Genomic DNA, 26,223 nt, shown 5'->3' with positions numbered 1-26,223 from the left:
AATAACCACCTCAACCTTCATTCAGGAAAAATAATGGAATTAAACACCGCCGGGAAAGTGGTGAAATGAGGAATATTCAACGCCATGAAGTCTGCCGTTTGGATTATTGATAAAGATCACTGCATCTTAAAATCGAACAATGCTGCCGAGCGTTTATTCAATCGAAGCAATTTAGAGATAATCGGGAAAAAATGCTGGCAAATTGTGCATGGTGCCGACCAGCCGGTTAAAGAGTGTCCTCTTATAAAAGCCCGTCAAACTCTGCAACAAGAATCTATTGAGATCCAAATTAATGAGAGATGGTTTGAGGTCATTGTAGATCCGATTTTCGATTCTACGGCAAAGCCCTCAACGTTTATTCACATCATCACTGATATTACCGAAAGCAAACGGACATCTGATAAATTAGAACGCAGCCAAAAACTGCTTGATAATGCTCAACGCTTGGCAAAAACAGGTGGATGGGAGTGGAATGTAGAAGACCAAAAGATGTATTGGACAAAAGAGTTGTATCGGCTGCATGGATTTGAACCCACTCAGTATGAATCCGGTTCGTCTGAGCATATTAATGCAAGTCTTGAATGCTATAATCCTGAAGACCGACCTAAAATATTGTCGGCTTTCCATCAATGTGAAAAGAAAGGGATTGGCTATGACCTGGAATTTGAATTCCAGAAATCGTCAGGGGAAAAAAAATGGATTAAAACTGTGGCCGAACCTATTTGGAAAGGAGATAAAGTTGAAAAAATCGTCGGCAATGTTATGGATATTACCGAATCTAAATCGGCGAAGGACAAACTTGTCGTACAATCGAAAAGAATCAAGACCTTTTTCAATTCCATCAATGACGCAATATTTATCCATCCTGTGAAACAGGAGGGTTTTGCACCGTTTGTAGAAGTTAATGACATAGCCTGTAAACGATATGGGTATACCTATGATGAGTTGATGAATCTTTCGGTACCGGATATAACCGTCAAGCCTGATGTTAACGGGCATGCCAAACCCGATTATAGAAACAAATTGCGCAAAGAAGGGCATCTGGTTTTTGAAACATTTCATATCAAGAAATCAGGTGAAACCTTTCCCGTTGAAGTAAATTCAAACATCTTCTATAAAAATGGAAAACCTCACATTCTTGCCGTTGTTCGGGATATTACAGATCGAAAAAATATGGAAGAACTGCAGATTCAAAATTGGCACCTTAAAAAACAGGAAAGCCTTAGCCGAATGGCGGCAGCGATTGCGCACCACTTCAACAATTACCTGATGGGGATCATGGGGAATCTGGAACTGAGTCTTAAGTTAATTGAGTTGGAGAAATCCCCACGTGACAATCTGATGAAAGCCATACGACTTGCTCAAAAGGCTTCCAAAGTCAATGGGTTGATGCTTACCTACCTTGGGAAAAACAATTCTGGGAAAATGAACATGGATATAGGCAAGGTCTGCAATATGATCATGCCTCTTCTTCGGGCCTCATTGTCAAGCAATATCGTTCTGGAAGCAAATTTTCCGGCTCATGGTCCCATGATCTATGGGAATGTGAATCAGATTCAACAACTTGTCATCAACCTTGTTAGCAATGCCGCAGAGTCCTATCAAAAAGAAGGCACTGTCTATCTTAGTTTGAAGACCGTCCTCGCCAACGAAATACCCCAAAAGTATAGCTTCCCTGTAGATTGGATACCTGACTGCAATGAATATGTCTGCCTGCAGATAGAAGACTTTGGTTGTGGAATTGAGGAACAGAACCTCGAAAAAATTTTCGATCCGTTTTTTTCGACCAAAGCGGCAGGCAGAGGGCTGGATTTACCTGTTGTTATGGGGATTGTAAAAGCAAACAATGGTGTCATTACCGTAAATAGCAAATACGGTCAGGGGAGTACGTTTCGGTTCTTTGTCCCTGTGGCAGTAAAACAAAATTCATAGACAAAAATTATTCAATCGGTCATTTTAGGAAGTTGGAAACTGATCTGGGGCGGCATAGAAATATCTTTTCTTGACATAGTTGGCTCCTCCTTATAAAAACGACGAGCTTGTTTCTTTTAAAAGAAACAAGCTCGTCTGACAAATTGATATACACCCTTAATGGAAAAGGAGCCGGATCATATGCCCACCAAAATTTTTTTAAACGAGGATGAAATTCCCCGCCAATGGTATAACCTGGCAGCAGACCTGCCGGGCACCATCAATCCGCCCCTGGGACAGGACGGCAAACCCATCAGCCCGGATATGCTGGCCGCCGTGTTTCCCATGAATCTGATCGAACAGGAGATGTCCCAACAGCGCTGGATTGATATCCCAGAGGGTATTCTGGATCTGCTTTACCGGTGGCGGCCCTCTCCGTTGCACCGGGCGATACATCTGGAAAAGGCGCTGGGAACACCGGCAAAGATTTTTTATAAAAATGAAAGCGTTTCTCCGGCCGGCAGCCATAAACCCAATACTGCCGTGGCCCAGGCCTGGTACAATAAGGAGTTCGGCATCAAGCGGTTGACCACGGAGACCGGGGCCGGGCAGTGGGGGTCTGCCCTGTCCTATTCCTGCGCCCTTCTGGGCATGGAGTGCAAGGTATTCATGGTCAGGATCAGTTTTGACCAGAAGCCCTTCAGAAAGTCACTCATGGAGACCTGGGGCGGAGAATGTGTTGCAAGTCCGTCAAATGAAACCCAGGTAGGCCGGGATATTCTGGCTAAAATGCCGGATACGCCGGGATCCCTGGGCATTGCCATTTCAGAGGCCATTGAAGCTGCCGTCAGTGATAAAACCGGAAAGACCCGGTACGCTTTAGGATCAGTGCTCAATCATGTCATGCTCCACCAGACCATTATCGGACTGGAAGCAAAAAAACAGCTGGACAAATTCGGAATAAAAAAGGTGGACACCGTGATCGGGTGCGCCGGAGGCGGTTCCAATTTTGCAGGGCTGGCCTTCCCCTTTGTTCTGGATAAAATCAACGGCGCGGATATTGAAATCATTCCCGTGGAACCCGCCTCCTGCCCCACCCTGACTGCAACCCCGTTTTCCTATGACTTCGGGGATGTGGCCCAGATGACCCCCATGCTGCCCATGCACTCTTTAGGGCACAAATTCATCCCGGCCCCCATCCATGCCGGCGGTTTAAGATACCACGGCATGGCGCCCCTGGTGTCCCATGCCGTTGAAGCCGGACTGATGAGCCCCATGGCCATCAAACAGCTGGAATGTTATGAGGCAGGCCTCACGTTTGCCCGCACCGAAGGCCTGGTTGTAGCCCCTGAAACATGCCATGCCGTAGCCTGTGCCATCCGCTGTGCAAAACAGGCAAAAGAAGAAGGAAAGGAAAAAACCATTATATTCAACCTGTCAGGCCATGGGCTCATGGACCTGGCCGGGTATGCAAAATTCATGGCAGGGGAACTCCAGGATATTGTCATGTCTGCCCAGGATGTCAAGGAATCCAGAAGGATAAGTATTACCGGATATCCAGTTCCAAAAATTTAATCGCTGTACCTGAAAATTTTACCCCGGCACCACCGTATGGCCTGCCGCAATATCCTGGTACGCCGGGGTAGATATAAAAAAAACAGGTAATTATTTCCCTTGTGATTTTTTTATGGGAAAATCCTGCCCCGGCAACTGTAACACTTTCAATTTCATGCACAGACAAACTTGTCGTAATACATTGAAAAAATTACATGTTAATCAATATTCAATTGGTTGGCATGATGGTTGCTTTTTTTGATGGTAAAACTCATGAAAAAGGCCATTAAATTAAAGGTGACTCATGTTATCCAATGTTTCAGACATCAATGCGTTACTGACAGGACGTTCTTCAGACGCCCTCATGGGTGCAACCGCTACCGGCACTGTTTCCACAGACAGTGGTGCTGCGGTCTCTGCATTTCAGGGGCAGCTGGACAAGGCCATGCAACGGGACTCAGGCATGGAACGCTCAAGAGAGATAAACACCGTTGAGCAAGAGACCCATGTCAGGCGTTCAGAGGATAACAGTGTTCAGACGCAGGCCTCACCGCTTACCACTGCGCAAAAGCCCAACTTGTCCACCGAAGAACAGAACACTGAAATATCCACGGTGGAAAAATCTCGTTTTGCTGTCCGAACAACTAAACAAAAGGTTTCAGACCTTGAAGATGCCCTGGAACATGGCGGGGGTTCTGACTTTCTTACGGAATTAAAAAGTCTGCTTTTATCCATTTCCAATTACGATCTGGACAATCTGTCCCTGGATGAAGAGGGGCTTGACGCCCTTGGCGATCTGCTTGTTCAGGCTGGTTTTGATCAGGCATCTGTTGAGGAAATGCTGTCGGATCTGACCCTGAGCCTTGAAGAGGGGGGCGGCCTGATCTCCGTGGCCGGTTTCATGGATGATCTGTTTGACCTGCCCCTTGCCGAAGCTGAAGAGATCACCCCGGCAGAGACGCTCATGCCCACCTCTGATCTGCCCTATATCAAATCCCTTTTGTCAATGATGGGCATGGATGATCAGGAAATGACATCAATCATGGATCAAGCCTCCGAAGGGACCCGTGGATTTGATTTTGATACGTTTATTGAACAGCTTGAGCAACTTCTGGATACCGCCGGTGAATCCGGCGTGACCTATCAGACAAAAGATGAAGACGATGCCTATACCACCCTTTTGCAACAGCTTGATCTGGATTCTTTCATTGAAACATCTGACGAGCCGTTGACCCTGGCCACGATAATTGATGCCTTTGCCCAGAAGCGTAACCTGTTGGAAGAGAATCAGGCAAACCAGACTGAACAATCATTATCAGACACATTTACAACCGATTCTTTTGATGCCCTCGCAACCCGGTCCGGCCGACACGGATTGCTTAACCAATTTTTTTCCGGACTGAATTTTCAAGAAGAGCGTGAGGGAGCTGTCGATTATAGCATAACGCTTAGCGAAAGTTCCGACGCCATGGTCAAAGAAATTGAGGAGCGGTTCCAGGTTCAGTTCATGGATCAGATCAACAGGCGTGAGGTGAGTGCAAAAACGGCTGCCGAGGCCTCTGCGGTTGGAAATAGTGCCTCCGGTAACCTTCAAACAGGAAAAACCGATTCTGATGATGCATTTAAAATCGCCAACAGTTTTTCTGACACCGCAGGAACAAGCAAGGAATCGGCATCACAGATTTCCACCACGGCAACCCAGGCCGATGCAGCTGCTCTGGAAAAGATGACCGCCTCCACAAATTCCCAGTCAGGGGATACAATGTCCAAAAATTCAGAAGCCCATGCCCTTGTTTTTGGCGTGGAAAAATCAACCACGACAGGGAGTGTGGGAACTTCGGGTACACAACGCACCGAGCAGGCCTTTTCCACACTGCCTGACTTTGTCACCCGGCAGGTGGGAAAAAGCATTGTCCGATCAATCAATACCGGAGACGACACCATCCGGATGCAACTAAAACCCCCTGAATTAGGCCGGGTCTACATGAGCATTGACCATAATGGGAACGGCATAAAGATCAGCGTGATTACTGAACACCAGTCAGCAAAAGATATTCTGGCAGCCAATGTTAATGAAATCAAAACCATGCTCTCTTCCTCCGGTATCAGCCTTGAGAGCTTTGAAGTTGATATGAGCAGCGATTTCCAGCAGTCCATGGCCGATGCCCGGGCCCAGGGGCAGTCAGCCGGAAAAAAGCAGACAAAGCGCGGGTCCGGTGACGATGCCCAGGAAGAGGCGGCAGATCATTTAACGGATCATACCGCGGCTATAAATAACAGGGGTTCGCTGCATTTTGTTGCATAATCCCCCTGCCCTCTTGACCGTGGATCTGTCAAAAGATTGACAGATCCACGGTCAAAGTGACGTTTTTTTATATCGTGTTTGAACGATACTCAAATAAATAATTTTGCAAATCTTTCTTCTTTCCTATAATCTTTACCATAAATTTTTTGTTTCCCTTCTATCCAGGTAAAACCCATGCAGGCTGGCATAAGGCTTGCTGTCACTTCTTATAGCCTGATATATTAAGGGTATTTGCAATGCAGCCTGCAAAGACCAGCTCGGCAAATGAAGGACCAGACTATTTTGGGAGGTGTTGTGGCTGAAGATCTGCTGGAAGAACTCGAAGGCGATGAACTGACCGAATCCATAAACAATGGTGGCGGGGTTTCAGAAGAAGGACCTGTCAAAAAGGGATTGATCGGCAGACTGCTGTCAGGAAAGAAAAAACTGATCATTATTCTCCTGTCGTTTCTCCTTTTATTGGGCGGGATTGGTGCCGGTGTGTTCTTTTTTTTATTTGGCGGTAAGACAAAAGAGGTCCCTGAACAGCCGGTTGCTGAAAATGTCGTGACTGAGGAAAGCATTCAGGCGGCCCTGAAAGACCAGAACAAAGCGATATTTGAGGATATTGTGCAGCTGGAACCCTTTGAACAAATTCTTTTAAAACAAGATTCAAACATGCATTACATATCCATGGGCATCGCCCTTGAAATGATAGATCCCGAGTTTCGAAGGCAGGTCTATACCATGGAGCCCAGGATAAGAAAAATAATTGAAAGCCAGATGCGGCAGATGAGCTGGATGGATCTGCGAAGCCCCCATGGCAAACTTAAACTGAAATTTGCACTTCTCGACCGAATTAATCAGATTTTTCCCAAAGTTGCCATAAGGCAAATTTATTTTACCAATTTTATAATGCAGTGATGGTGCCATGAGTGAAATTCTATCCCAGGACGAGGTTGACAGTCTACTAGACGGACTGGATTCCGGAGAAGTAGACACTGAGACCGATATTCCGGAAATTGATGAGGAGGCGATTGAAGGTGTTGTTGCCTATGATTTCACCAGCCAGGACAAGGTGGTCAGGGCAAGAATGCCTACCTTTGACGTTATTAATGAACGTCTCTCCAGGGAAGTTCGGGCCACATTGTCTTCACTGCTCCAGACCAATGTGGATGTGTCTGCCAATCCCTTTGACACCCTGAAGTTTTCTGAATTCGTCCGCAGCCTTCCTGTGCCCACAAGTCTTCACGTATTCAGGATGGAGCCGTTAAGGGGACATGGTCTGGTGGTGTTTGAAAGCCAGCTGGTTTATAACCTCATTGATACTTTTTTTGGTGGAGAAGCATTGGGAAAAGCAAGGGTGGAGGGCCGCGAATTTACCCGCATTGAAGAGGTGATGATTAAAAAGGCAGTCCTGGCGGTTCTCAAAAACATTGAGGCCTCCTGGGCCCCCATAGAGCTGGTCAAAGCATCCCTGATCCGTTCGGAAATGAACCCCCAGTTCACGGCCATTGTACTGCCCACAGACCTTGTCATCGTTACCCGGTTTGAAATCGAACTGGAGCAGGCCGCAGGGAATCTTGTGGTCTGCTATCCCTATTCCATGATCGAACCCATGCGCAACAAACTGTCATCCGGTGTCCAGACGGAAATTGAAGAAATCGACTACAACTGGCGGCGGATGATTGAAGAGGTGATCCTCAATTCCCAGGTGGATTTAAGAATTCTTCTGGGTAAAACAGAGATCACCGGTGAACGGCTCTTGTATATGCAGCCCGGTGACGTCATCCAACTGGATAACGACGCATCCGACCCATTACCCTGCTTTGTGGGAGGGCTTGTGAAACTGACAGGATTCATTGGTGTTCAGCGGGGTTTTCAGGCATTTAAGATTAAAGATAAAATTGTAACCGACTGTAAGAGGTAAAGATGGTTGATAAAAACGGCACGACAAATGATGATTATCTGGAAGAAGAATCCAGGCATGACGAGGAGCATGGCGCAAGGGAACTGGATTTTATCCTGGATATCCCTTTGGAGCTTTCCGTGGAACTGGGCAAAACCAAAATGCTGGTCAATGATCTCCTACAGCTGGCCCAGGGATCCATTATTGAGTTGAACAAACTTGCCGGTGAACCCCTGGAGGTATATATCAACCGTAAGCTCATTGCCCGGGGAGAAGTTGTGGTGGTCAATGAGAAATTCGGGGTTCGTCTCACCGACGTCATCACGCCCATTGACCGTGTCAAATCCCTGGCCTCGGAAGATCAGTGAATACGCATACCGATATGTGGGTGGAATTTGCCAAAAGTTTCGGCATGCTGTTTGCTGTTCTGGCTTTTTTTCTACTGGCCCTTTATCTTGTTCGCAGGGTTTCAGGCCGGTTCGGCGCGCGAGATTCAGCGGAACTGATAAAGGTTTTATCCGTCCATCATTTATCCCCCAAGGAAAAACTGGTACTGGTATCTGTTCAGGATGAATCGGTTCTTATCGGGGTTTCGCCCGCCGGCATATCGTCTTTGGCCCGTTTTCGCGAGGTCCAAAAAACCGTATTGGCACCTTCGGAAAAGACCACAGGATTTCAGACGCTGCTCAAAAAAAGTTTGATGAAAGAGAGCAGTGGTCACAATATGCCCTTGGAAAATAATTCTTCCAATTCCCGTCCCGATTCCGGGAAAGGAGAGAGATCATGATCAGACATGGTCGCTTGATCGGGTGGGCAGGGTTGATTCTGCTTGCAACCATCATGATCACAGGCGTTGCTGATACCGCAGGTGCCGTCACCTTCCCTATTCCTTCCCTGGAACTGAGTGTCGGCACAGCCCAGGAACCCGAAGAGGTGGCGGTCGTCCTTGAAATCATTGCCCTTTTAACCATTATTGCCCTGGCTCCGGCCATTTTGATCCTGATGACCCCGTTTACCCGTCTGGTGGTGGTATTTCACTTCCTGCGCCAGGCCATCGGCACCCAGTCAAGCCCGCCCAACCAGGTGATCATAGGGCTTTCACTATTTATGACTTTTTTTATTATAAAACCCGTGGCGCTGGAAGTGTATGACAAAGCCTTAAATCCCTATCTTGAACGTGAAATTTCCTATGAAACGGCCTTTGACGAGGCGCAGAAGCCCATACGGAAATTTTTGCTGCTCAACACCAGGGAAGCCGACATTGCCCTGTTTGTCAAAGAGGCCGGAATGAAAAAGCCTGAAACCAGAGATGATGTGTCACTTCTGGCACTGATTCCGGCCTATGTGATTTCCGAGCTTAAAACAGCATTTATCGTAGGCTTTATTTTGTACGTTCCCTTTCTTGTCATTGATATGGTCGTCGCCTCGGTGCTGCTGGCCATGGGCATGATGATGCTGCCCCCGGTTATGATTTCCCTGCCTTTCAAGCTGATGCTTTTTGTCCTTGTGGACGGCTGGCATTTGATTGCAGGCTCAATGATAAAAAGTTTTGGAGTGTAAAATGACCCCTGAATTTGTTATAGAATTTGCCAAACAGGCCATTATCCTGACCATTCTTTTGTCCCTGCCCATGCTGGGTTTGGGCCTGATTGCAGGTCTTATCATCAGTGTGTTCCAGGCTGTTACCCAGATCCAGGAGATGACCCTTACCTTTGTACCCAAAATCCTTGCCGTTTTTATCGGGCTTTTATTTGCTGCGCCGTGGATGATGGAAAAACTAATCTCTTTTACGAGCAATATCATTACCAATATACCCATGTATATCCGGTGATCTAAACCTGAGGTGTCTAAAAAAGGCTATTTTGCTTCATTTTTATTGCTCGGAATTTTGCTCGGCAAGCTAATCAGTAGTGTATTGATCTTGACATCGAGTCCATTTTACATACAATAATATTTTTTTCAATCCTTCTACAAAACATATGAGCAGCCGTATTTTTCCTCAAATTATGCCAGCCAGAACCATCTTTGAAAAGCTTCCGGAAAAAAGTGGCCTGATTTTAATGAAGGATTGTTTGGCAGTCAAATTCAAAAAAATCTAACAGCGAGTGGTAAACAAGGAAACAATGAAATACAGCTTGAAAGAACTGGTTGACATAGACAAACTGCAAGAGTTAACCGATGAATTGTACATAATCACCTCTGTTCACTCTGCCATCATCGACATGGATGGGGAGGTCCTAACCAGCTCGGGGGGGCAAAGGATATGTACGGATTTTTACAGGCAGCATCCACAGACCCTAAAAGAGTGTATCAAGAGCAATACAAAGATCAGAAAAAATCTGTATACGGCTGCGCCTTTTGTGATCCATACGTGTCCGCGTGGATTGGTTTATGCATCGTCTCAGATTATCATAGCAGGGGAACATGTTGCCAATGTATTTTCAGGGCAGGTTTTTTTGGAACCCCCGGATAAAACCAAAGAGCAATTTTTCAGAGAGCAGGCACAAAAATTTGGATTTGACGAGACAGAGTACATTAAAGCTTTCAGGGGAATTCCGATTTGCACAGAGAAAAAGTTCCGAGCGATCCTCTCTTTCCTATTCAAATTTGCGCAAATGACCGCCCAACTAGGATATACCCGGCTGAACGAGTTAGAATCTTTAACGGCGTTACAAGAAAACGAGAAAAGATTTGACCTTAACTCCCGCGGCAAGGCTATCTTTGATGAAATCGGCAATCCTGTTCGAATGGTTGGCTGCACCCGTGACATCCACGAACAAAAATCAGCAGAAGAGGCTTTGCGTAAAAGTGAGGCCAATTTTGCTGAAGCTCAACGCATCGCGCACTTGGGAAGTTGGGAGTGGGATATCATAACGGATGAGATTCAACTTTCCCATGAGGCTTACCGAATAGTTGGCCTGGACCCACAGAAAATGAAGTTATCCCTTGACGATTTCATAGACGTTGTTCATCCCGAAGACAAAGCCTATATCCGGGAACAAATTGACAAGATTCGGAATAAAGAGATGGATGAAGGTTACGAATACAGAATAGTGCATTCAAACGGTGATGTTCGACATGTACAAAGCTTTGGTAAGATCTTCCTTAATAAAAACGGTGTTTGGGAAAAGATGATCGGTACGGTGCAAGACATTACCGATCAGGTGCAGCGTGAGCTGCAATTAAAGGAAAGTGATGACCGATTTAAAAGATTACTTAACTCACTAAATGATGTTGCCTGGGCTGCTGATCTTGATGGACAGCTCCTCTACCTTAACCCTGCTGCTGAATCTGTCTATGGCAGAGCGCTGTCGAAGCTTTATGCAAACCCGGAATTCTGGATTGAAATGGTTCACCCTGAAGACCGTGAAAAAATATCATGGGAAGCCGAGCATTTGTTAAAAAATGGAAAAGTTGAGAGTCAATACCGGATTATTAGAGATGACGGCAAGATCCGATGGCTCAATGATAAAAAAACTGTTGTTTATAATGACGCGGGTGATCCTGTCCAGATTGGTGGTATTGCAAGAGATATTACAACAGAGAAAATAGCTGTTAACCAAAACAAAAAGTTCATGTATGAACTTGGCGAACGTCTAAAAGAACTTGACTGTATGTATAAAATATCCAACTCCATACGCCTTAGCAAAACACTTGATCAGATTTTTGAAGATGTTGTGCGATTTATACCACCCAGTTTTCAGTATCCTGAATCAACATGCTGCAGGTTGCGTTTTGGAAAAAAAGAATATATTTCAGAAAAATTTAAAAAAACCCCCTGGAAAATTTCCTCTGATATTATTTTTTCTAATCAAAAAGAGGGCGAAATCGAGGTTTTCTATTTAAAAGAATCTGTTTTTGATGAAACACCTTTTTTGAAAGAGGAACAAAACCTTATTAATGGTATCTGCCAAATCTTGGCCGAGGCCTGTCAGCAGCACAAGACACAAAAGAAAATTGCCCAAATTAACAGCACATTGAACTTGCACAGCGAGTGTAATAAAATTATAGTTCATGCTAAAAATGAATCTGATATGATTAATAGTATCTGCCGGATTATTGTTGAAAAAGGAAATTACCGTTATGCCTGGATCGGTTTTGCTGGCCAGGGCAAAGAAAAACTCATAATTCCGTCAGCTCAATATGGATGTGGGGAAGGCTATCTTGACAACTTGAATGTTAGATGGGACGATACAGAATTGGGCCGAAGCCCAATAGGCAGAGCAATTCGCGAGAACACCCCTGCTGTCAGTCAACAAATATCTTCTGATCCTAATTTTTCCCCCTGGAGAAAACGAGCGGGAAAGAGGGGTTTTCGCTCAAACATTGCCCTGCCGCTGAGTTTCGAACATCATATTTTTGGCGCTTTGAGCATTTATGCCTCTGAAAAGAAGGCGTTTTCTGCTAAAAAGGCAGCACTTTTAAAGGAAATCGCAAATGACCTGGCATATGGTATCATGGCAATACGCGCCTCTGAAAAACACAGGAATATTAAAAAAAATCTGCAAAGCGAACGTAACAAACTTCAAAGCGTATTAAATGGTGTTGGAGACAGCGTGCATGTTATTAATAAGGACTATACCATCGAATTCCAGAACAATGTTTCCAAAGATGTGTTTGGAGAGTTGCAAGGCAAAAAATGTTATAAAAATTTTTTTCAGATGGATGAACCTTGTGAATTCTGCCTTCTGCAAGAATCTTTGAGTGAGAATCGTATTCAGCACCTGGAAACAAATTTTACGGATCAAAAACGATATGATATTGTTTTCTCCCCTTTTCAGGAATCAGACGAAAAAATGAAATCAGTTATTGTTATGAGGGATATTACTGAAAAAAACCGCCTGCAGGCCGAGGCCATGCGAGCAGGTCATCTTGCTTCCCTGGGTGAACTGGCTGCCGGAGTTGCGCATGAGATCAATAATCCTGTTACCGGTATCATCAATATTGCTGAGATCCTTATTGATAAATTCCATGAACTTGGCGGGGATAAAAAGATTCCGGAACGAATTGTCCATGAAGGAGAACGAATCGGAAACATTGTAAAAAATCTGCTTTTATTTGCAAGGGACAAAAAGGAAGAACACAGTCCAGCCCAGATTAATGATATTCTTACTTTGACACTTGAACTTGTGGAAAGACAGCTCTTAAAGGATGGTATACATTTGTCTGTAAATATCCCCTCTGATATGCCTCTAATTAAAATGCGCCGTCAGGAAATCCAGCAGGTTTTTTTAAATATTATCAGTAATGCACGGTATGCTTTAAATAAAAAATATAAAAATCCACATGAGAACAAAATACTCGAAATCAATGGCGAAATTATTGAATCAGGGAAAGAAAAGTATGTGCGTTTAATATTTTATGACAGAGGCCTGGGAATTCCCAAGAAGCTTGTCGATAAAGTAGCTGACCCCTTTTTTTCCACAAAGCCCCAAGGTGAGGGGACAGGGCTGGGGCTTTCCATCAGCCATGGAATTATCAAAAATCATGGGGGGAACCTCTGGTTTGAAAGCAGGGAAGGTGAATATACAAAAGCCATGGTCAATCTGCCGGTGAATAACGGGTGGCAATCAAAAAAGGAAATATGAAACCAAAGATTCTTATCATTGATGATGAAGAAAATATTCGTTTCGGCTTTGAAATGATCCTTGCTGATCAGGGCTATGATGTGATGACAGCCATAGACTATGATTCAGCGCTTAAAATCATTTCAGACAAAGAACTTGACCTGATAATTTCTGATATTATCCTTGGGAGCCATTCAGGGATTGATTTTCTCCATGAAATAAAAACCAGGAAATTACACTGCCCGGTTATCATGATAACGGGTGAGCCCAATATTCAGACGTCAACAGATGCTGTCCGCCTTGGGGCCTTTGATTATATTCCCAAACCCATTCGCAAAGAGACCCTTTTACGCATAACCAGTCATGGTCTTCAACATAAAAAACTCTTAGACACTAAAATACAGATGGAAGAGGATAATTTAAGAATTCGTCATAATATGGAGGCCATCTTCAGAAGTCTGAAAGATGGCGTTGTCACGGTGGATAAAGCCTTGCGGGTAATTGAGGCCAATGAGGCTGTCAAAGATCTCTGCAGGTTTCCTGTCAAAGATATTACCGGGAAAAATTTTGGAGAAATTCAAACAAGATGCAGCAGGTCATGCATCAATGTTTTAAAAAAGACTTTGAAAACCCAAAAAACAATCAATGAGTTTCGAATTGAATGTAGGCATCCTGACAAACCAGGGCAGATAGTGCTTTTAACAGGGTCTCCTCTCAGGCATAACGACATCAAGTCTCTTGGCGCCGTCCTTGTTGTCAGGGATATTACAAGGCTTACCAATCTTGAACGTGAGTTAAAAGAGCGGAACCAATTTCACCGGATCATCGGAAAAAGTCACAGGATGCAAAAAATTTATGCCCTCCTTGAAAATCTTTCAGATACAGACAGCACGGTTTTGATTACCGGTAAAACCGGGACAGGCAAAGAACTGATTGCCGATGCCATTCACCATAACAGTACGCGTAAAGGAAAACCCTTTGTAAAAGTCAATTGCAGTGCCCTTTCTGAAAATCTTCTTGAAAGCGAATTGTTCGGCCATGTTAAAGGCGCATTTACAGGTGCCGTTAAAAACAGGGAAGGCCGGTTCCAGATGGCAGACCAGGGCACCCTTTTTCTGGATGAAATAGGTGATGTTTCTCCTTTGATCCAGCTTAAACTTTTAAGAGTGATCCAAGAAAAAGAAATTGAACGGGTGGGTGATTCAACTCCGATGAAAATTGATGTCCGTGTCATAGCCGCTACAAACTGCAATCTGAAAGAAAAGATAAAAACCGGAGCGTTCAGGGAAGACCTGTATTACCGGATCAAGGTTGTGGATATCCCGGTTCCTTCACTTAGTGAAAGGCGCGAGGACATCCCTCTTCTGATAAACCATTTTTTAGGGATATTTAACACACGGTTCAAAAAACAGATTAATGGACTGTCCAATGAAGTGGTTACTGCATTTATGAATTATCCCTGGCCGGGAAACATAAGAGAACTTGAACATACCATGGAACATGGGTTTGTTTTATGTCAGGGGCAAACCATGCTGTTCGATCATTTGCCTGTGGAAATAAAAGAGTATTCAGGAACTCAAAAACCGGTTTGCTCAGGAAAAAAGTCTGTGAATAAAGATGACATCCTGAATGCTTTAGAAAAAGCCTATTGGAACAAATCCCAGGCCGCCCGCCTGCTTGGAATAGGCCGTAGAACCATCTACCGAAAAATCAAAGAATACAAGATTTTAGACCCAACGAAATGAGTGTGCCGACACACTTTGTACCCGGCACACTTTGTGCCAAAGACATCCGATAGAACCCCTCTTAAGTACCCACCATTGAATTGTCTTTCATTGTAACTATCTGATAGAACAGATAGAGCTAAATTAAACTCCATACATCTTGTTTGTATTGGCACACAAATTGCTTTAACCCTATTTGTACGAATAAAATTCATCGAGTAACCCGATTATTGCATAAAAGGGGTTTGAGTGTTCATGACCAGGCCTCTTTTTTTCAATTATCTCCACTGCGTTACAGGGCACAGGCATTAACAAATGCCCGGACAAAAAACGACAATGGTAAGAAGGATTTAACATGACAAAAGTACTGATAGTTGATGATGAAGAAAACATAAGATTTTCTTTTGCAACGATACTTACAGATGCCGGACACGATGTCATAAAAGCAGGGCACCTGATTGATGCAAAAGCAATCCTTAATGCAAATCAGTTTCATGTTGCAGTTATCGACAGGCTTCTTGAATCACATAACGGCATGGAATTGGTTAAATATATTAATAAAACACAACCGTTTTGCACCACTATTTTAATATCGGCATTCCCAAACTTTAAATCTGCATCAGAAGGATTCACATATAACCTTTTTGCATACCTTCAAAAACCGGTAAAAAAAGATCACCTCTGCAATATAGTTGAAAAAGCAGCGCAAAACAGCAAGAAAAAACTAAAAACACACAATGTCGAATACCAGCTTATGCAGGCTCAAAAAATGGCAACCATAGGAACGCTTTCCAGCGCCATCGTGCATGACTTAAATAATTTGCTTATGACTATCAACGGGTATGTTGATCTGTCCGGCTTTTATCTCTCCTCGAAAGATCCTCTTTCAAAAAGTTTGACGAAGATACGCAAAATTAGTGAACACGGTGAAAATCTTTCAAATCTGATCCTTTCATATATTCAACAAACCAATGAAAAGCCCGAGTACGTACAAATTCAATTCCTGGTTAAAAAAACATTGGAGTTTTTGCAAATTCTTTTACCAAGAAAAATTAGAATCAGAGAAAAAATTAACAACGGCAATGATACGATCCTTGCTCATCCGGTTCAAATTCAACAGGTCATTGTGAATCTTGGGATCAATGCAATGCATGCAATGGGAAATGAGGGAGGCATAATTGAAGTGAGCCTTGAAAAGGTTAAACTCGATACCACGTCAATGAAATGCCTGGACATCAAAACCCGCGACTGTATTAAGTTTTCCATGAAAGACACAGGGTGCGGCATGGATGAAAAGACGTTGGAACAGATATTTAAAACCTTTTATTCAACTAGAGAAAAAGGAAAAGGCTCAGGTTTAGGCCTGAGCATCACCCACGATATTTTGAAAAATCATGGGGGCGGCATTAAAGTGGAAAGCCTGTTGGGAAAAGGAAGTTCGTTCCATGTGTATCTTCCAATAATTGATAAATCACATAAAAACTGAGGCTCAAGTTCTGGTATGGCCACTGGGTCAACATTATAAGAAACTGGGGCGCATTCCTTGCGGTGTAATTTTATAGACATAGACTGCACCCTATCGGTTTGCACCCCTTACCCCCCTCGTGGCCGAGGTTATGATCAAGCATCTATTTTTAAAAGAAATAAAGGACCCGTGTACGCATGCAGAAAAGTCATATAAATGATTTAAATACACATTTTTTAGTTGTCAGTTACCATTCAATTATTAAATCATCAATAAAGCAAATTTTAAAAAACAATGACTTCCATAACTATTTGTTTGCCCGGAATGGACATGAAGCACTCAGGATTATTCAAAGCCATGAAAACAAAGTAGAGTTCATTATTTCAGATTGGGATATGCCGATTATCAATGGTATAGAACTGCTGAAAAAGATAAAGAATGACCCCGAGCTTTTCATGTTGCCGTTTATGCTGCTATCTAAATATTGGTCAGTAGAATTACGACAGATATATGCGATAGAAGAAGATGCGGACATATTTATGACTATTCCATTTAAAGAAACGGACGTGATAAACAACCTATTAAATTGCTTGAATAATTTTAAGCATTTGACATATGAAAAAAAAATGCTAAAAAAAATGATCCATAACAAACTAAATAATAATTACATGGAGGTTTTAAATTTAGGAGTTCAGTTAAGCAAAAGGGATCTGTCTGCAAAGGCTTCCATTCTGACCGGGGAAAGTTTATACCATTTAGAAAAATATGATCAGGCCAAACAGGTTTTAAAGAAATCCTTGTCCAAAGAAAAAAACAGCAAGGCCTACGATCTGTTGGGCAAAATCTACTCAAAACAGGGTGACTCTAAAGAATCATTGAAAAATTTTAAGATGGCACAGGAACGCAATCCCCTGAATATTAGTCGGTCAATCAATCTGGCTAGGGAATATCTTTTACAGGGAAAAATTAGAATGGCATTCGAACTTGTAAATGATATTTTAAAGTCAAAACCCACGTATCTCGATCTAATTAATATAGCAAATCTTTACTTAGGGATGGGTTATTTGGACGAGGCTTATAAAATTTTAAAAATTTTAGATCCCATTAATGATACGGCGCAGGTTTTTTATATCTGTTGCGTAAAATTATGGCAGAAAGGGGCTCGTAAAAGTACTCTTAGCCTTTTAAGTCGTTGCATCAATAAACTTCCCCAAAATCATCTTTTTCTCTATTATCTTGGAATCATTTTTTTAAAAAAAGAAAAATTCCTGCTGGCAAATAAATATATCATGAAAGCTCTGAAGATAAATCCTAATTATGAACCGGCCAAGCGGGGCATGGCGTATTTGAAGAAAATTGACCCCAAATTTGGACTATTTAGGGAAGCCCCATGACTTCTGCAACGCTGGGGTAAGAAAGGGCCGCCTGTGGAACTGCTTGATCTCATTGACCCCATTCGTTTCAGAACCTTTATGCTGGTTTTGGCACGGGTATCGGTATTTTTATTTTTGTTCCCTATTTTCAGCTCATCTGCGTTTCCCAACCAGTTGAAAATAGGACTGGCCTTGGTTTTAGCCCTGTTGTTTTATACGGTGGTGCCTGTGGATCCCGCCCGGTTCCCAAGGGATATCCCCACCTTTGGCTTGATGCTGGGGGCAGAGATCCTGGTGGGCTTTACCCTGGGGCTTTGCCTGAGAATCTTTTTTGCAGGGGTCCAGATGGCCGGCGAACTCATCGGCTTTCAGGTCGGTTTTTCCATGATCAATGTCATGGATCCCCAAAGCGGTGAGAATGTGTCCATCATGGACCAGATCGGCTACTGGGTCTGCCTGATCATTTTTCTTGTACTCAACGGACACCACATTATCATCATGTCCATGATCGACAGTTTTGAACTGGTTCCTGTGGGCGGGTTTGTCATGCATGCGGCCATCCCCCCCCGGGTTATGGATGTGGCAGCCGGGCTGTTTGTGGATGCCGTTAAAATCAGCGCTCCGGTAATAGCCGTTTTAACTTTTGTCAATACCGGCTTCGGACTGGTTGCAAAATTTTCACCCCAGACCAATGTCATGATTGTGGCGTTCCCGGTAAAGATCGTAGTGGGTCTGATCTTTTTTGCCATGACCTTGCCCATCATCGCCATTGTCAGCCGGGACTACATTGAACCCTGCAGAAAACTGTTTCTGGCTTTATTGTTTTATATGGGCGGAGGATAAAATATGGCAGAAGATCCGGAGGGTGGCGGCGAGAAGACCGAAGACGCGTCGTCACGAAAGCTCGACAAGGCAAGAGAGGAAGGGCAGGTTGCCAAAAGTATGGAAATCCCTTCGGTATTTGTCTTGTTGGGCGGTGTTATGGCTTTATATACCACGGGATTTTTTTTCTACCAGAACTGCGTGGAGGTATTTCATTATAATTTTATCTTTGAACGGGTACCTGAACTGAACCCGGCAGACTTGACCGCGCTGCTGATTTATCATGCCAAAAAGATGTTTTTTATGTGTCTGCCCGTATTTGCAGCAGTCTGCGTCGTGGCACTTGTGTCCAATCTCGCCCAGGTCGGGTTCCATGTATCCTGGAAAGCCATAGAGCCGAAACTGAGCAAGCTGAATCCCATTAACGGGTTTAAACAAAAATTTTCTTCCCGGGCTGTAATCGAATTTGTGAAATCACTGGTTAAGATTGCCGTTATTTCACTGGTCTGCTATCTGGCCACAAAGGGTGAACTTTCAAAAGTGCTTACCCTGTACGATAATTCCACAGCCCAGATTCTTTTATTTCTTCTTATTAAATCCTTCTGGATTTTCATAAAAGTTTGTCTTGTAATGACTCTGGTTGCCATCCTGGACTATGCGTTCCAGAAATGGAAATTTTTAGAAGAGCAAAAAATGACCAAAAAAGAGGTCAAGGATGAACACAAACAGACAGAAGGTGATCCGGCGGTTAAATCCAGGATTCGCCAACTCCAGATGGCTGCGGCCAGAAAACGCATGATGGCTGCCGTACCCAAGGCAGATGTCGTTGTGACCAACCCGACGCACCTTGCTGTGGCATTGCAGTATGACAGAGAAAAGATGGTTGCCCCGACCGTCGTGGCCAAAGGCGCCGGGGCCGTGGCTGAAAATATCAAAAAAATTGCCCAGGAAAATGATGTCCCCATCGTGGAAGATAAGCCTTTGGCCCAGAATTTGTATAAATCAGTCGATATTGGAGGGCAGGTTCCCTTTGAATATTACCAGACTGTAGCTGAACTGCTCGCTTACGTTTACGGACTTAAGAACAGTTAGACACCAGGCAGTCAAATTTTTGGCACAAGATGTCAAGTATCCATCAATAAGCAGTAAGAAGTAAGGAGGATAAATGGCCGCAGAAAACGTCGGTATCATGGCCACAATGAAGAAAGAGTCATCAGATATCCTGATGGTTCTGGCCTTTATCGGCATTCTCATGGCGATGATTCTGCCCTTGCATCCCATTATCCTTGATTTCTTTCTGGCCCTGAATATCTCCCTTGCCGTGGTGGTACTGATCACCACCATGTATACCCAGAAACCACTGGACTTCAGTATCTTTCCTTCCCTGCTTCTGATGCTCACCCTTTTCAGGCTCTCGTTGAACGTGGCATCCACACGGCTGATTCTTTTGCACGGCAGCGAAGGCCCGGAGGCAGCCGGGGCGATCATCATGTCATTCGGTGCCTTTGTGGTGGGCGGCAACTATGTGGTGGGTCTAATTATTTTCATTATTCTGGTACTCATCAATTTCATGGTAATCACCAAGGGTGCCGGTCGTATTGCAGAGGTGGCCGCCCGTTTTACCCTGGATGCCATGCCCGGCAAACAGATGGCCATTGATGCGGACCTCAATGCCGGCATGATCGACGAAATAGAAGCCGGCGAGCGAAGGGCTGCCATTGCCAGGGAATCGGAATTTCATGGCGCCATGGACGGTGCCTCCAAATTTGTCCGTGGCGACGCCATTGCCGGCATTGTGATCACTTTGATTAATATCGGCGCAGGCTTTCTTATCGGTGTGGTGCAGCAGGGGATGCCGCTTGGGGAGGCTTTGACCAATTACACCCTGCTCACCGTGGGTGACGGCCTTGTCTCCCAGATTCCGGCGCTTTTGATTTCTGCTGCCTCAGGTCTTCTGGTATCCCGTTCCGGCGCAGACAGCAAGATGGGACAGGCTTTTGCCAAGCATCTGTTTTCCAGTACCACCCCGGTAATGGTGGGGGCTGTGGTTGTTTTTCTCATAGGCGTTATCCCGGGCCTTCCCACTATCCCCTTTATGACTTTAGGAATTACCATGGGAACCATTGCCTGGTATTTTTTAGGACAAGAGGGAAAAAAAGAGGAAGAAAAACAGCAGGCCATTGAAAAGGCCCAGACCCAGGCCCAGGAAGAGACACCCGGAAAACCCGAGGATGTGGATCATCTGCTGCGTCTGGATACCATGGAACTGGAAGTGGGATATGGCCTTATTCCCCTGGTGGACAAGCAGCAGGACGGTACGCTTCTGGGACGGATCAAGGCCATCCGCCGGCAGTTTGCCACGGAGATGGGTATCATTGTTCCGCCTATCCATATCCGGGATAATCTGAATTTAAGCCCGGCCCAGTACCGCCTTATGATTAAGGGCGTTGAGACTGCCGGTGCAGAGCTTATGGTCAATCACTATCTGGCCATGGATCCCGGTGGTGCGGCTAAAAAAATTGACGGGATTGATACGGTTGAACCGGCCTTTAATCTGCCGGCCCTGTGGATACCCATGTCCAGGGAAGAGGAGGCCAAATTTTCCGGATACACTGTGGTGGACAACTCCACGGTTATTGCCACCCATTTGACGGAAATCATCAGAAACAATGCCCACAATCTGCTTAGCCGACAAGATGTCCAGCATCTTCTGGATAACCTGGCCAAAACCAGTCCCAAGGTTGTGGAGGAACTGGTGCCCAATCTTTTAAGTGTCGGCGCTGTCCAGAAGGTGCTCCAGAATCTTTTGCGGGAACGTGTCTCCATTCGGGATCTGTTGACCATTGTGGAAACCCTGGCAGATTTTGCCCCGGCGGGCAAGGACCCGGATCTGTTAACCGAATATGTGCGCCAGCGGGTTGCCAAAGGTATGCTGGCGCCTTACCTGCAGCCCGGTAAAAAATTGCAAGTCATGACATTGGACCGCAGGCTTGAAGAAATTCTAACAAAAAATATCAAGCGGACCGACCACGGGACTTACCTGGCTTTAGAGCCTGTCCTGATAACGGAATTTGTCGGTGCCGTATCCAAACAGGTGGAAAAACTCATCACACTGAATACCCAGCCTGTGCTCATGACCTCGCCCACATTGCGCCGTCACGTTCGTCGTCTGATTGAGCCCTCTCTTCCCAACGTTTTTGTGGTATCCCACGCAGAGATCGTGGATGATATTAACCTGCAGGCTGTCGGAAAGGTGACCTTAAAGAATGGATAAAAAAATTTTCAGGGCACCGAATATCCAGACCGCCCTTGCCGGGATCAAGGAGGAACTTGGGCCCGATGCCATGATTCTTTCCACCCGAAAGGTGCCCAAATCCCCAAGAGATCCCTACGCAAAGACCATGTTCGAGGTTGAGGCCGCAATCCCTTCGACCGGTGACAACAAACCTGAATCCCCTCTTGTCCAGGATGTGAAAGCCCTTAAGTCAGATCTTGCGCAAATAAAAGACATCCTTTCTGTAGCCGGTTTTGGTTCCGGGGTATCCTCCATTCTGTGCAACCATTTTGAGTCCGTAGGTGTGCTGGCATCCCTGCTTCGCTGCGGCGTCAGCGAACGCCTGGCGGCAGATCTTGTTCAAAAAGCTGCCTTAGATTTGGATAAAACCCTTGATACGGCAACACAAATGAAGCAGTTGAAAAAGAGCGTTATGGGCCTTTGCCTGGATCAATTTCGCACCAAGGATTTTTTCACACGGCATAACGCTTCGGGGCTCCCCCAGGTGGCGGCCTTTGTGGGGCCGACCGGTGTGGGAAAAACCACCACCATTGCCAAACTGGCGGCCTGTTTAAGTTTTACCCGGAAAATGAAGGTGGGCTTAGTCTCCATAGACAATTACAGGATCGGGGCCTTTGAGCAGCTCAAAGCGTATGCCGGCATCATGGGGCTGCCCTGTATGCCTGCCTTTTCACGCCAGGATCTGGCATGCGCCCTGGACCGGATGAAATCCATGGATCTGGTGCTTATTGATACGGCCGGACACAGCCATTACGATAAGGAAAAAATTGACGAAATCCTTGAACTGGTCAGAAATGATTTCCAGATCAGTGTTCATTTAACCTTGAGTGTTACCTCTGAATTGATTAATATGAAAGAAGCGGCATCTGCTTTTTCCGTATTTAATCCAGACACCTATGTGTTTACAAAAACTGATGAGACAAAAAGATGCGGGAAAATCCTTGACCAGGCGGCAAGCTATGACTTGCCGGTTTCATTGGTGACCAACGGCCAGAAGGTGCCCGAGGATTTGATTATCCCGGACCGCCATGAGCTTTTGAAGATAATTCTGAAAAAAGAGCCCAAAGGAGATTAGGTGGATCAAGCAAAAGGACTGCGGCAGATAGCCAGGACAAGTGCGATGCAAAGACGGGAACGGAACGGGGCTTCCAATGGCAATTCATACCCCAGGGTCATTGCGGTGACCAGCGGTAAAGGCGGGGTGGGTAAAACCAATATTGTGGGAAATCTGGCCGTGGCCATGACACGACTCGGCAAACGGGTGGTGATCATAGATACGGATGTGGGCCTGGCCAATATTGACATCGTATTTAACCTAAGACACAAATATAACATCCGCCATCTGATATCCGGGGAAAAAACATTATCCCAGGTGATGGTAACAACGAATCATGGCATCGGTATTCTCCCGGGGGGATCCGGGTTTGCCGATTTGACCCATTTCAGTGAAGGTGAGAAATTGACCCTGCTGTCGGAGTTTGAGGCTTTTTCCAACATGGCAGATATTATTTTGCTGGATACAGGCGCCGGTATTTCATCCAATGTGCTCTATTTTAACGCATCTGCAGACCAGTGCCTGGTGGTGGCAACCACGGAACCCACCTCAATCACCGATGCCTATGCCCTGATGAAGGTCATGTCTCAAAATTATGGGATAAAGTATTTCAAACTGGTGGTGAACATGGCGGAGAACCGAACCGGGGCCAAAAAAGTTTACGGATCTTTAAGCAACGCCCTGGATAAATTTTTAAAAAATGTGGTTCTTGAATACTGTGGACATGTCCCTTTTGATCCGGCTCTGCAAAAGGCCGTTCGAAACCGCAGCATCCTTTTAGATATGGTAAAACACAGTCCTGCAGCCGATGCCATCGCTGATCTTGCAAAGAATCTGCTCAATGACGACAGGACGAACCAGAACCAGGGAAACCTGACCTTTTTTATGAACCGGGTGTTTGAAGCGGCCCAATAAGCGATGATCGTCATTTTATAAAAGGAAATAATAACGGTTCCATGAAATACCCCCTTAAAAAAAATCAAGCGGCGTGGGAAACCTGGCGACAGGAGAGTATTGTCAATTACGCTTATCTGGTCCGGTACATTGCCTCCCGGTTTGCCATGCGTCTGCCCGCCAGTGTGCTTTTTGACGAACTGATGTCAGCAGGTTCCCTGGGCCTCATTGATGCGGTGGATAAATTTGATCCAGGCAAACATGTCAGCCTTGAGACCTATGCCCGGTATCGTATTAAAGGGGCCATTCTGGATGAATTGCGCAGCATGGACACCTATTCAAGGTCCATGCGAAAAAAAATCCAGAATATCGCCCGGGCTGCAAAAACCATTGAGGATGAAAAGGGGCGGCCGGCCGATGACGATGAAATCAGTGAGGCGTTGGGTGTCGATCTGGAAACTTACCAGAATATGCTGACCGATATCCATGGGGCTGCTGTCCTCAGCCTGGATGATTTCATCAAGACGAAAACAAATGATATTTCTTACCAGACCCGTTTTCAGGCCGGACTCAGAGATGACGAAAATCCCGAAAACGACTTTTACCGAGCAGAATTGAAATCCGTTCTGGTGAAGGCCATCAAAAAATTAACGGAAAAAGAGCAGATTGTTATCTCTCTTTACTATTATGACGAACTGACCTTGAAAGAAATTGGAGAGGTTTTGTCTTTGACGGAATCCAGGATATGTCAAATCCATACGGCTGTTCTGGTGAAACTGCACGCAAGCCTGGATAGTTATGGGAAATAATCAATAAAAATGGCCTGGTATTTGCTTTATTTCAATCAATTAAGACAATCAATAAGAATCCATCTGTTTTGAATTTTAGGGGGCAGTTATGTCAGACCCGATTTTGGAAAAAGAAGATGATCTAATTTCCCAGGATGATATTGATAAACTGCTGGATATCTCTTCCGGAGATGACGATGCCGGCGAGTTGTCCCAAGATGATATAGACAGTCTGCTCAACGGGCCGCTTCTGGATGACGATGACAATCTTGAAGACGATGGCGGTGAATTATCCCAGGATGATATTGACCAATTCATGAATGATTCTAAGGAGTCTGATTCAGATGACGATGACGAATTGATCTCACTGGAAGATATTCAGGGTGCAATCAGTGGCGATACCCAGGGGAATGATCCATCCGAGTCTGAACCTGAGGATTTAGAAGCGCAATCAAACCAGGACGAAGTGGCGGAGAAAACGACCGAGTCTGTGATCGTTAACGACACCCCGGCCACGGAAGCCTTGGGCCAGGAAAAAGACCCCTTTGATGAACCCATAGATGAAAGCCAGGCTGCAGAGGTGACCGATTGTATAATCACCCAGGACGCCATGGATGCGCTGATTGAGGCCGGCCTGCCGGCCCAGGAGGTTCCGGAAGCGGATGCCGGGGACGATCGAGAGGATAATCTGCCGTACAGGATAGACCTGATGTCTGCAATAGATGGTCGCGGCGCGGATGATGACGTAACGCAGGAAGATATTGATGCCCTTCTCCAGCAGTCAGATGAGCAGGATGGGTTGCTGGATGGAGATGAGGATATCCTCATATCTCAGGACGACATCAATACTCTTCTCATGGCCGCAGATCAGGAGGATGAAGATCTACTCGGCGATATTGGGGGAGAAGACGATGCGCCTGATATGGAGGACCAGCTCGATGATGCGTTTGATAACCTGGAATCCGACTCGGATCAGGTGGTTCTGGAAGGCATCGAAGGTGCTGAAATTTCCGGCGAAAATAGACCTGTCCCAGCAGGACCGTCGAAAAAAGGCGGGCGGATCAAAGCCTTTCTCAAGTCAAAGGTGATGCTTGCTGCCGCTTCTGTCCTGCTGTTCATGGGCATATCCGTTCCATTAAGTTATTTTCTGTTTTTTTCAAGTGCGCCTGTGCCACTGCCGAAAAAACAGACCGCCTCCTTGACCGAAATTGATCTTATCCGGGACGGCCAGGCTAATTTTCCTGCAAAGATAGCGGCTCCCGCGCACAGCCGCAGGCCAGGAACAATTTTGTTAACAGATTTTATCATTCTTGCCTCAGATCAAAGCCGGACCATGACCTATGTGTATGCAGATGTCTCTATTGATTATTCAGATCAAAGGGCTTATGATGAAATAAACAGTAATCTTGCCTTTTACCGGGACTTAATTTACGGCGCTATCCAGACCCGGCTGGTGTCGGAAAAAAACAATGATGTGACGGAAGCTGATCTGCTATCGGGTGTGGAGGCCTCATTGAAAAAGGTGTTGCCGCCCCAATATATTGAAAAGATTAGTTTTAAATCTTTTAAAGCAACTTAACACT

20 protein-coding genes are annotated in these 26,223 nt (G+C 45.1%); all 20 read left to right on the top strand.

The window, feature by feature from the left end:
• The first annotated feature begins 84 nt into the window (after window positions 1–84).
• The 20 genes from DESPODRAFT_RS02935 to DESPODRAFT_RS02835 all read left to right on the top strand — a co-directional run bounded on the left by DESPODRAFT_RS02935 (window position 85) and on the right by DESPODRAFT_RS02835 (window position 26,219).
• On the top strand, window positions 85–1,932 hold the full coding sequence (locus DESPODRAFT_RS02935) for a PAS domain-containing sensor histidine kinase (protein ID WP_004071194.1): 1,848 nt from the start codon (window positions 85–87) through the stop codon (window positions 1,930–1,932).
• A gap of 180 nt (window positions 1,933–2,112) precedes the next feature.
• A complete protein-coding gene (locus DESPODRAFT_RS02930; protein ID WP_004071193.1) occupies window positions 2,113–3,486 on the top strand; it encodes a TrpB-like pyridoxal phosphate-dependent enzyme in 1,374 nt (457 codons plus the stop codon).
• A gap of 283 nt (window positions 3,487–3,769) precedes the next feature.
• A complete protein-coding gene (locus DESPODRAFT_RS02920; RefSeq protein ID WP_004071192.1) occupies window positions 3,770–5,770 on the top strand; it encodes a flagellar hook-length control protein FliK in 2,001 nt (666 codons plus the stop codon).
• Between the two features lie 294 nt (window positions 5,771–6,064).
• The gene (locus DESPODRAFT_RS02915; protein ID WP_245532000.1) at window positions 6,065–6,673 is read left to right on the top strand and encodes a flagellar basal body-associated FliL family protein; all 609 of its coding nucleotides are present in this window, start codon (window positions 6,065–6,067) and stop codon (window positions 6,671–6,673) included.
• A gap of 7 nt (window positions 6,674–6,680) precedes the next feature.
• Window positions 6,681–7,679, top strand: coding sequence for a flagellar motor switch protein FliM (fliM, locus tag DESPODRAFT_RS02910; RefSeq protein ID WP_004071190.1), 999 nt, complete (start codon window positions 6,681–6,683; stop codon window positions 7,677–7,679).
• A gap of 2 nt (window positions 7,680–7,681) precedes the next feature.
• On the top strand, window positions 7,682–8,026 hold the full coding sequence (gene fliN / locus DESPODRAFT_RS02905) for a flagellar motor switch protein FliN (protein ID WP_004071189.1): 345 nt from the start codon (window positions 7,682–7,684) through the stop codon (window positions 8,024–8,026).
• Window positions 8,023–8,445, top strand: a complete 423-nt coding sequence (gene fliO, locus DESPODRAFT_RS02900) for a flagellar biosynthetic protein FliO (protein ID WP_004071188.1) — start codon at window positions 8,023–8,025, stop codon at window positions 8,443–8,445. Before fliN ends, fliO begins: the two co-directional genes overlap by 4 nt.
• Window positions 8,442–9,218, top strand: a complete 777-nt coding sequence (gene fliP / locus DESPODRAFT_RS02895; RefSeq protein WP_004071187.1) for a flagellar type III secretion system pore protein FliP — start codon at window positions 8,442–8,444, stop codon at window positions 9,216–9,218. Before fliO ends, fliP begins: the two co-directional genes overlap by 4 nt.
• 1 nt (window position 9,219) lies before the next feature.
• Window positions 9,220–9,489, top strand: a complete 270-nt coding sequence (gene fliQ, locus DESPODRAFT_RS02890) for a flagellar biosynthesis protein FliQ (RefSeq protein ID WP_004071186.1) — start codon at window positions 9,220–9,222, stop codon at window positions 9,487–9,489.
• A 292-nt stretch (window positions 9,490–9,781) separates the two neighbouring features.
• The gene (locus DESPODRAFT_RS18515) at window positions 9,782–13,246 is read left to right on the top strand and encodes a PocR ligand-binding domain-containing protein (RefSeq protein WP_004071185.1); all 3,465 of its coding nucleotides are present in this window, start codon (window positions 9,782–9,784) and stop codon (window positions 13,244–13,246) included.
• Window positions 13,243–14,970, top strand: a complete 1,728-nt coding sequence (locus DESPODRAFT_RS02880) for a sigma-54 dependent transcriptional regulator (RefSeq protein ID WP_004071184.1) — start codon at window positions 13,243–13,245, stop codon at window positions 14,968–14,970. Before DESPODRAFT_RS18515 ends, DESPODRAFT_RS02880 begins: the two co-directional genes overlap by 4 nt.
• Before the next feature lie 334 nt (window positions 14,971–15,304).
• Complete coding sequence (locus tag DESPODRAFT_RS02875) at window positions 15,305–16,435, top strand: hybrid sensor histidine kinase/response regulator (protein WP_004071183.1); 1,131 nt, start codon at window positions 15,305–15,307, stop codon at window positions 16,433–16,435.
• Window positions 16,436–16,611: 176 nt separating this feature from the next.
• Window positions 16,612–17,808: a response regulator gene (locus DESPODRAFT_RS02870; RefSeq protein ID WP_004071182.1), complete on the top strand. Its 1,197-nt coding sequence runs from the start codon at window positions 16,612–16,614 to the stop codon at window positions 17,806–17,808.
• Window positions 17,809–17,841: 33 nt separating this feature from the next.
• A complete protein-coding gene (fliR, locus tag DESPODRAFT_RS02865; protein ID WP_004071181.1) occupies window positions 17,842–18,630 on the top strand; it encodes a flagellar biosynthetic protein FliR in 789 nt (262 codons plus the stop codon).
• Between the two features lie 3 nt (window positions 18,631–18,633).
• Window positions 18,634–19,701: a flagellar biosynthesis protein FlhB gene (gene flhB, locus DESPODRAFT_RS02860; protein WP_004071180.1), complete on the top strand. Its 1,068-nt coding sequence runs from the start codon at window positions 18,634–18,636 to the stop codon at window positions 19,699–19,701.
• Window positions 19,702–19,774: 73 nt separating this feature from the next.
• The gene (gene flhA / locus DESPODRAFT_RS02855) at window positions 19,775–21,883 is read left to right on the top strand and encodes a flagellar biosynthesis protein FlhA (RefSeq protein WP_004071179.1); all 2,109 of its coding nucleotides are present in this window, start codon (window positions 19,775–19,777) and stop codon (window positions 21,881–21,883) included.
• On the top strand, window positions 21,876–22,979 hold the full coding sequence (locus tag DESPODRAFT_RS02850; protein ID WP_004071178.1) for a flagellar biosynthesis protein FlhF: 1,104 nt from the start codon (window positions 21,876–21,878) through the stop codon (window positions 22,977–22,979). Before flhA ends, DESPODRAFT_RS02850 begins: the two co-directional genes overlap by 8 nt.
• Window positions 22,980–23,873, top strand: coding sequence for a MinD/ParA family protein (locus DESPODRAFT_RS02845; protein ID WP_004071177.1), 894 nt, complete (start codon window positions 22,980–22,982; stop codon window positions 23,871–23,873). It abuts the gene before it with no gap.
• 41 nt (window positions 23,874–23,914) lie between these two features.
• On the top strand, window positions 23,915–24,661 hold the full coding sequence (locus DESPODRAFT_RS02840) for a FliA/WhiG family RNA polymerase sigma factor (protein WP_004071176.1): 747 nt from the start codon (window positions 23,915–23,917) through the stop codon (window positions 24,659–24,661).
• 88 nt (window positions 24,662–24,749) lie between these two features.
• A complete protein-coding gene (locus tag DESPODRAFT_RS02835; RefSeq protein ID WP_004071175.1) occupies window positions 24,750–26,219 on the top strand; it encodes a hypothetical protein in 1,470 nt (489 codons plus the stop codon).
• The last annotated feature ends 4 nt before the right edge of the window (window positions 26,220–26,223 follow it).

Origin of the sequence: Desulfobacter postgatei 2ac9 (assembly GCF_000233695.2) — a bacterium.
GTDB classification, from domain to species: domain Bacteria; phylum Desulfobacterota; class Desulfobacteria; order Desulfobacterales; family Desulfobacteraceae; genus Desulfobacter; species Desulfobacter postgatei.
The sequence above is the reverse complement of the archived record's forward strand: the minus strand, read 5'-3'. Positions and strand labels throughout refer to the sequence as shown.

What these genes read in the sequence shown, in the direction of transcription:
- DESPODRAFT_RS02870 (WP_004071182.1), top strand. Translation starts at nt 16,612, where the DNA reads ATGCAGAAAAGTCATATAAATGATTTAAATACACATTTTTTAGTTGTC.
- DESPODRAFT_RS18515 (WP_004071185.1), top strand. Translation starts at nt 9,782, where the DNA reads ATGAAATACAGCTTGAAAGAACTGGTTGACATAGACAAACTGCAAGAG.
- flhA (WP_004071179.1), top strand. Translation starts at nt 19,775, where the DNA reads ATGGCCGCAGAAAACGTCGGTATCATGGCCACAATGAAGAAAGAGTCA.
- DESPODRAFT_RS02850 (WP_004071178.1), top strand. Translation starts at nt 21,876, where the DNA reads ATGGATAAAAAAATTTTCAGGGCACCGAATATCCAGACCGCCCTTGCC.
- DESPODRAFT_RS02920 (WP_004071192.1), top strand. Translation starts at nt 3,770, where the DNA reads ATGTTATCCAATGTTTCAGACATCAATGCGTTACTGACAGGACGTTCT.
- fliN (WP_004071189.1), top strand. Translation starts at nt 7,682, where the DNA reads ATGGTTGATAAAAACGGCACGACAAATGATGATTATCTGGAAGAAGAA.
- fliQ (WP_004071186.1), top strand. Translation starts at nt 9,220, where the DNA reads ATGACCCCTGAATTTGTTATAGAATTTGCCAAACAGGCCATTATCCTG.
- fliM (WP_004071190.1), top strand. Translation starts at nt 6,681, where the DNA reads ATGAGTGAAATTCTATCCCAGGACGAGGTTGACAGTCTACTAGACGGA.
- DESPODRAFT_RS02935 (WP_004071194.1), top strand. Translation starts at nt 85, where the DNA reads ATGAAGTCTGCCGTTTGGATTATTGATAAAGATCACTGCATCTTAAAA.
- DESPODRAFT_RS02930 (WP_004071193.1), top strand. Translation starts at nt 2,113, where the DNA reads ATGCCCACCAAAATTTTTTTAAACGAGGATGAAATTCCCCGCCAATGG.
- DESPODRAFT_RS02880 (WP_004071184.1), top strand. Translation starts at nt 13,243, where the DNA reads ATGAAACCAAAGATTCTTATCATTGATGATGAAGAAAATATTCGTTTC.
- flhB (WP_004071180.1), top strand. Translation starts at nt 18,634, where the DNA reads ATGGCAGAAGATCCGGAGGGTGGCGGCGAGAAGACCGAAGACGCGTCG.
- DESPODRAFT_RS02875 (WP_004071183.1), top strand. Translation starts at nt 15,305, where the DNA reads ATGACAAAAGTACTGATAGTTGATGATGAAGAAAACATAAGATTTTCT.
- DESPODRAFT_RS02835 (WP_004071175.1), top strand. Translation starts at nt 24,750, where the DNA reads ATGTCAGACCCGATTTTGGAAAAAGAAGATGATCTAATTTCCCAGGAT.
- DESPODRAFT_RS02840 (WP_004071176.1), top strand. Translation starts at nt 23,915, where the DNA reads ATGAAATACCCCCTTAAAAAAAATCAAGCGGCGTGGGAAACCTGGCGA.
- fliP (WP_004071187.1), top strand. Translation starts at nt 8,442, where the DNA reads ATGATCAGACATGGTCGCTTGATCGGGTGGGCAGGGTTGATTCTGCTT.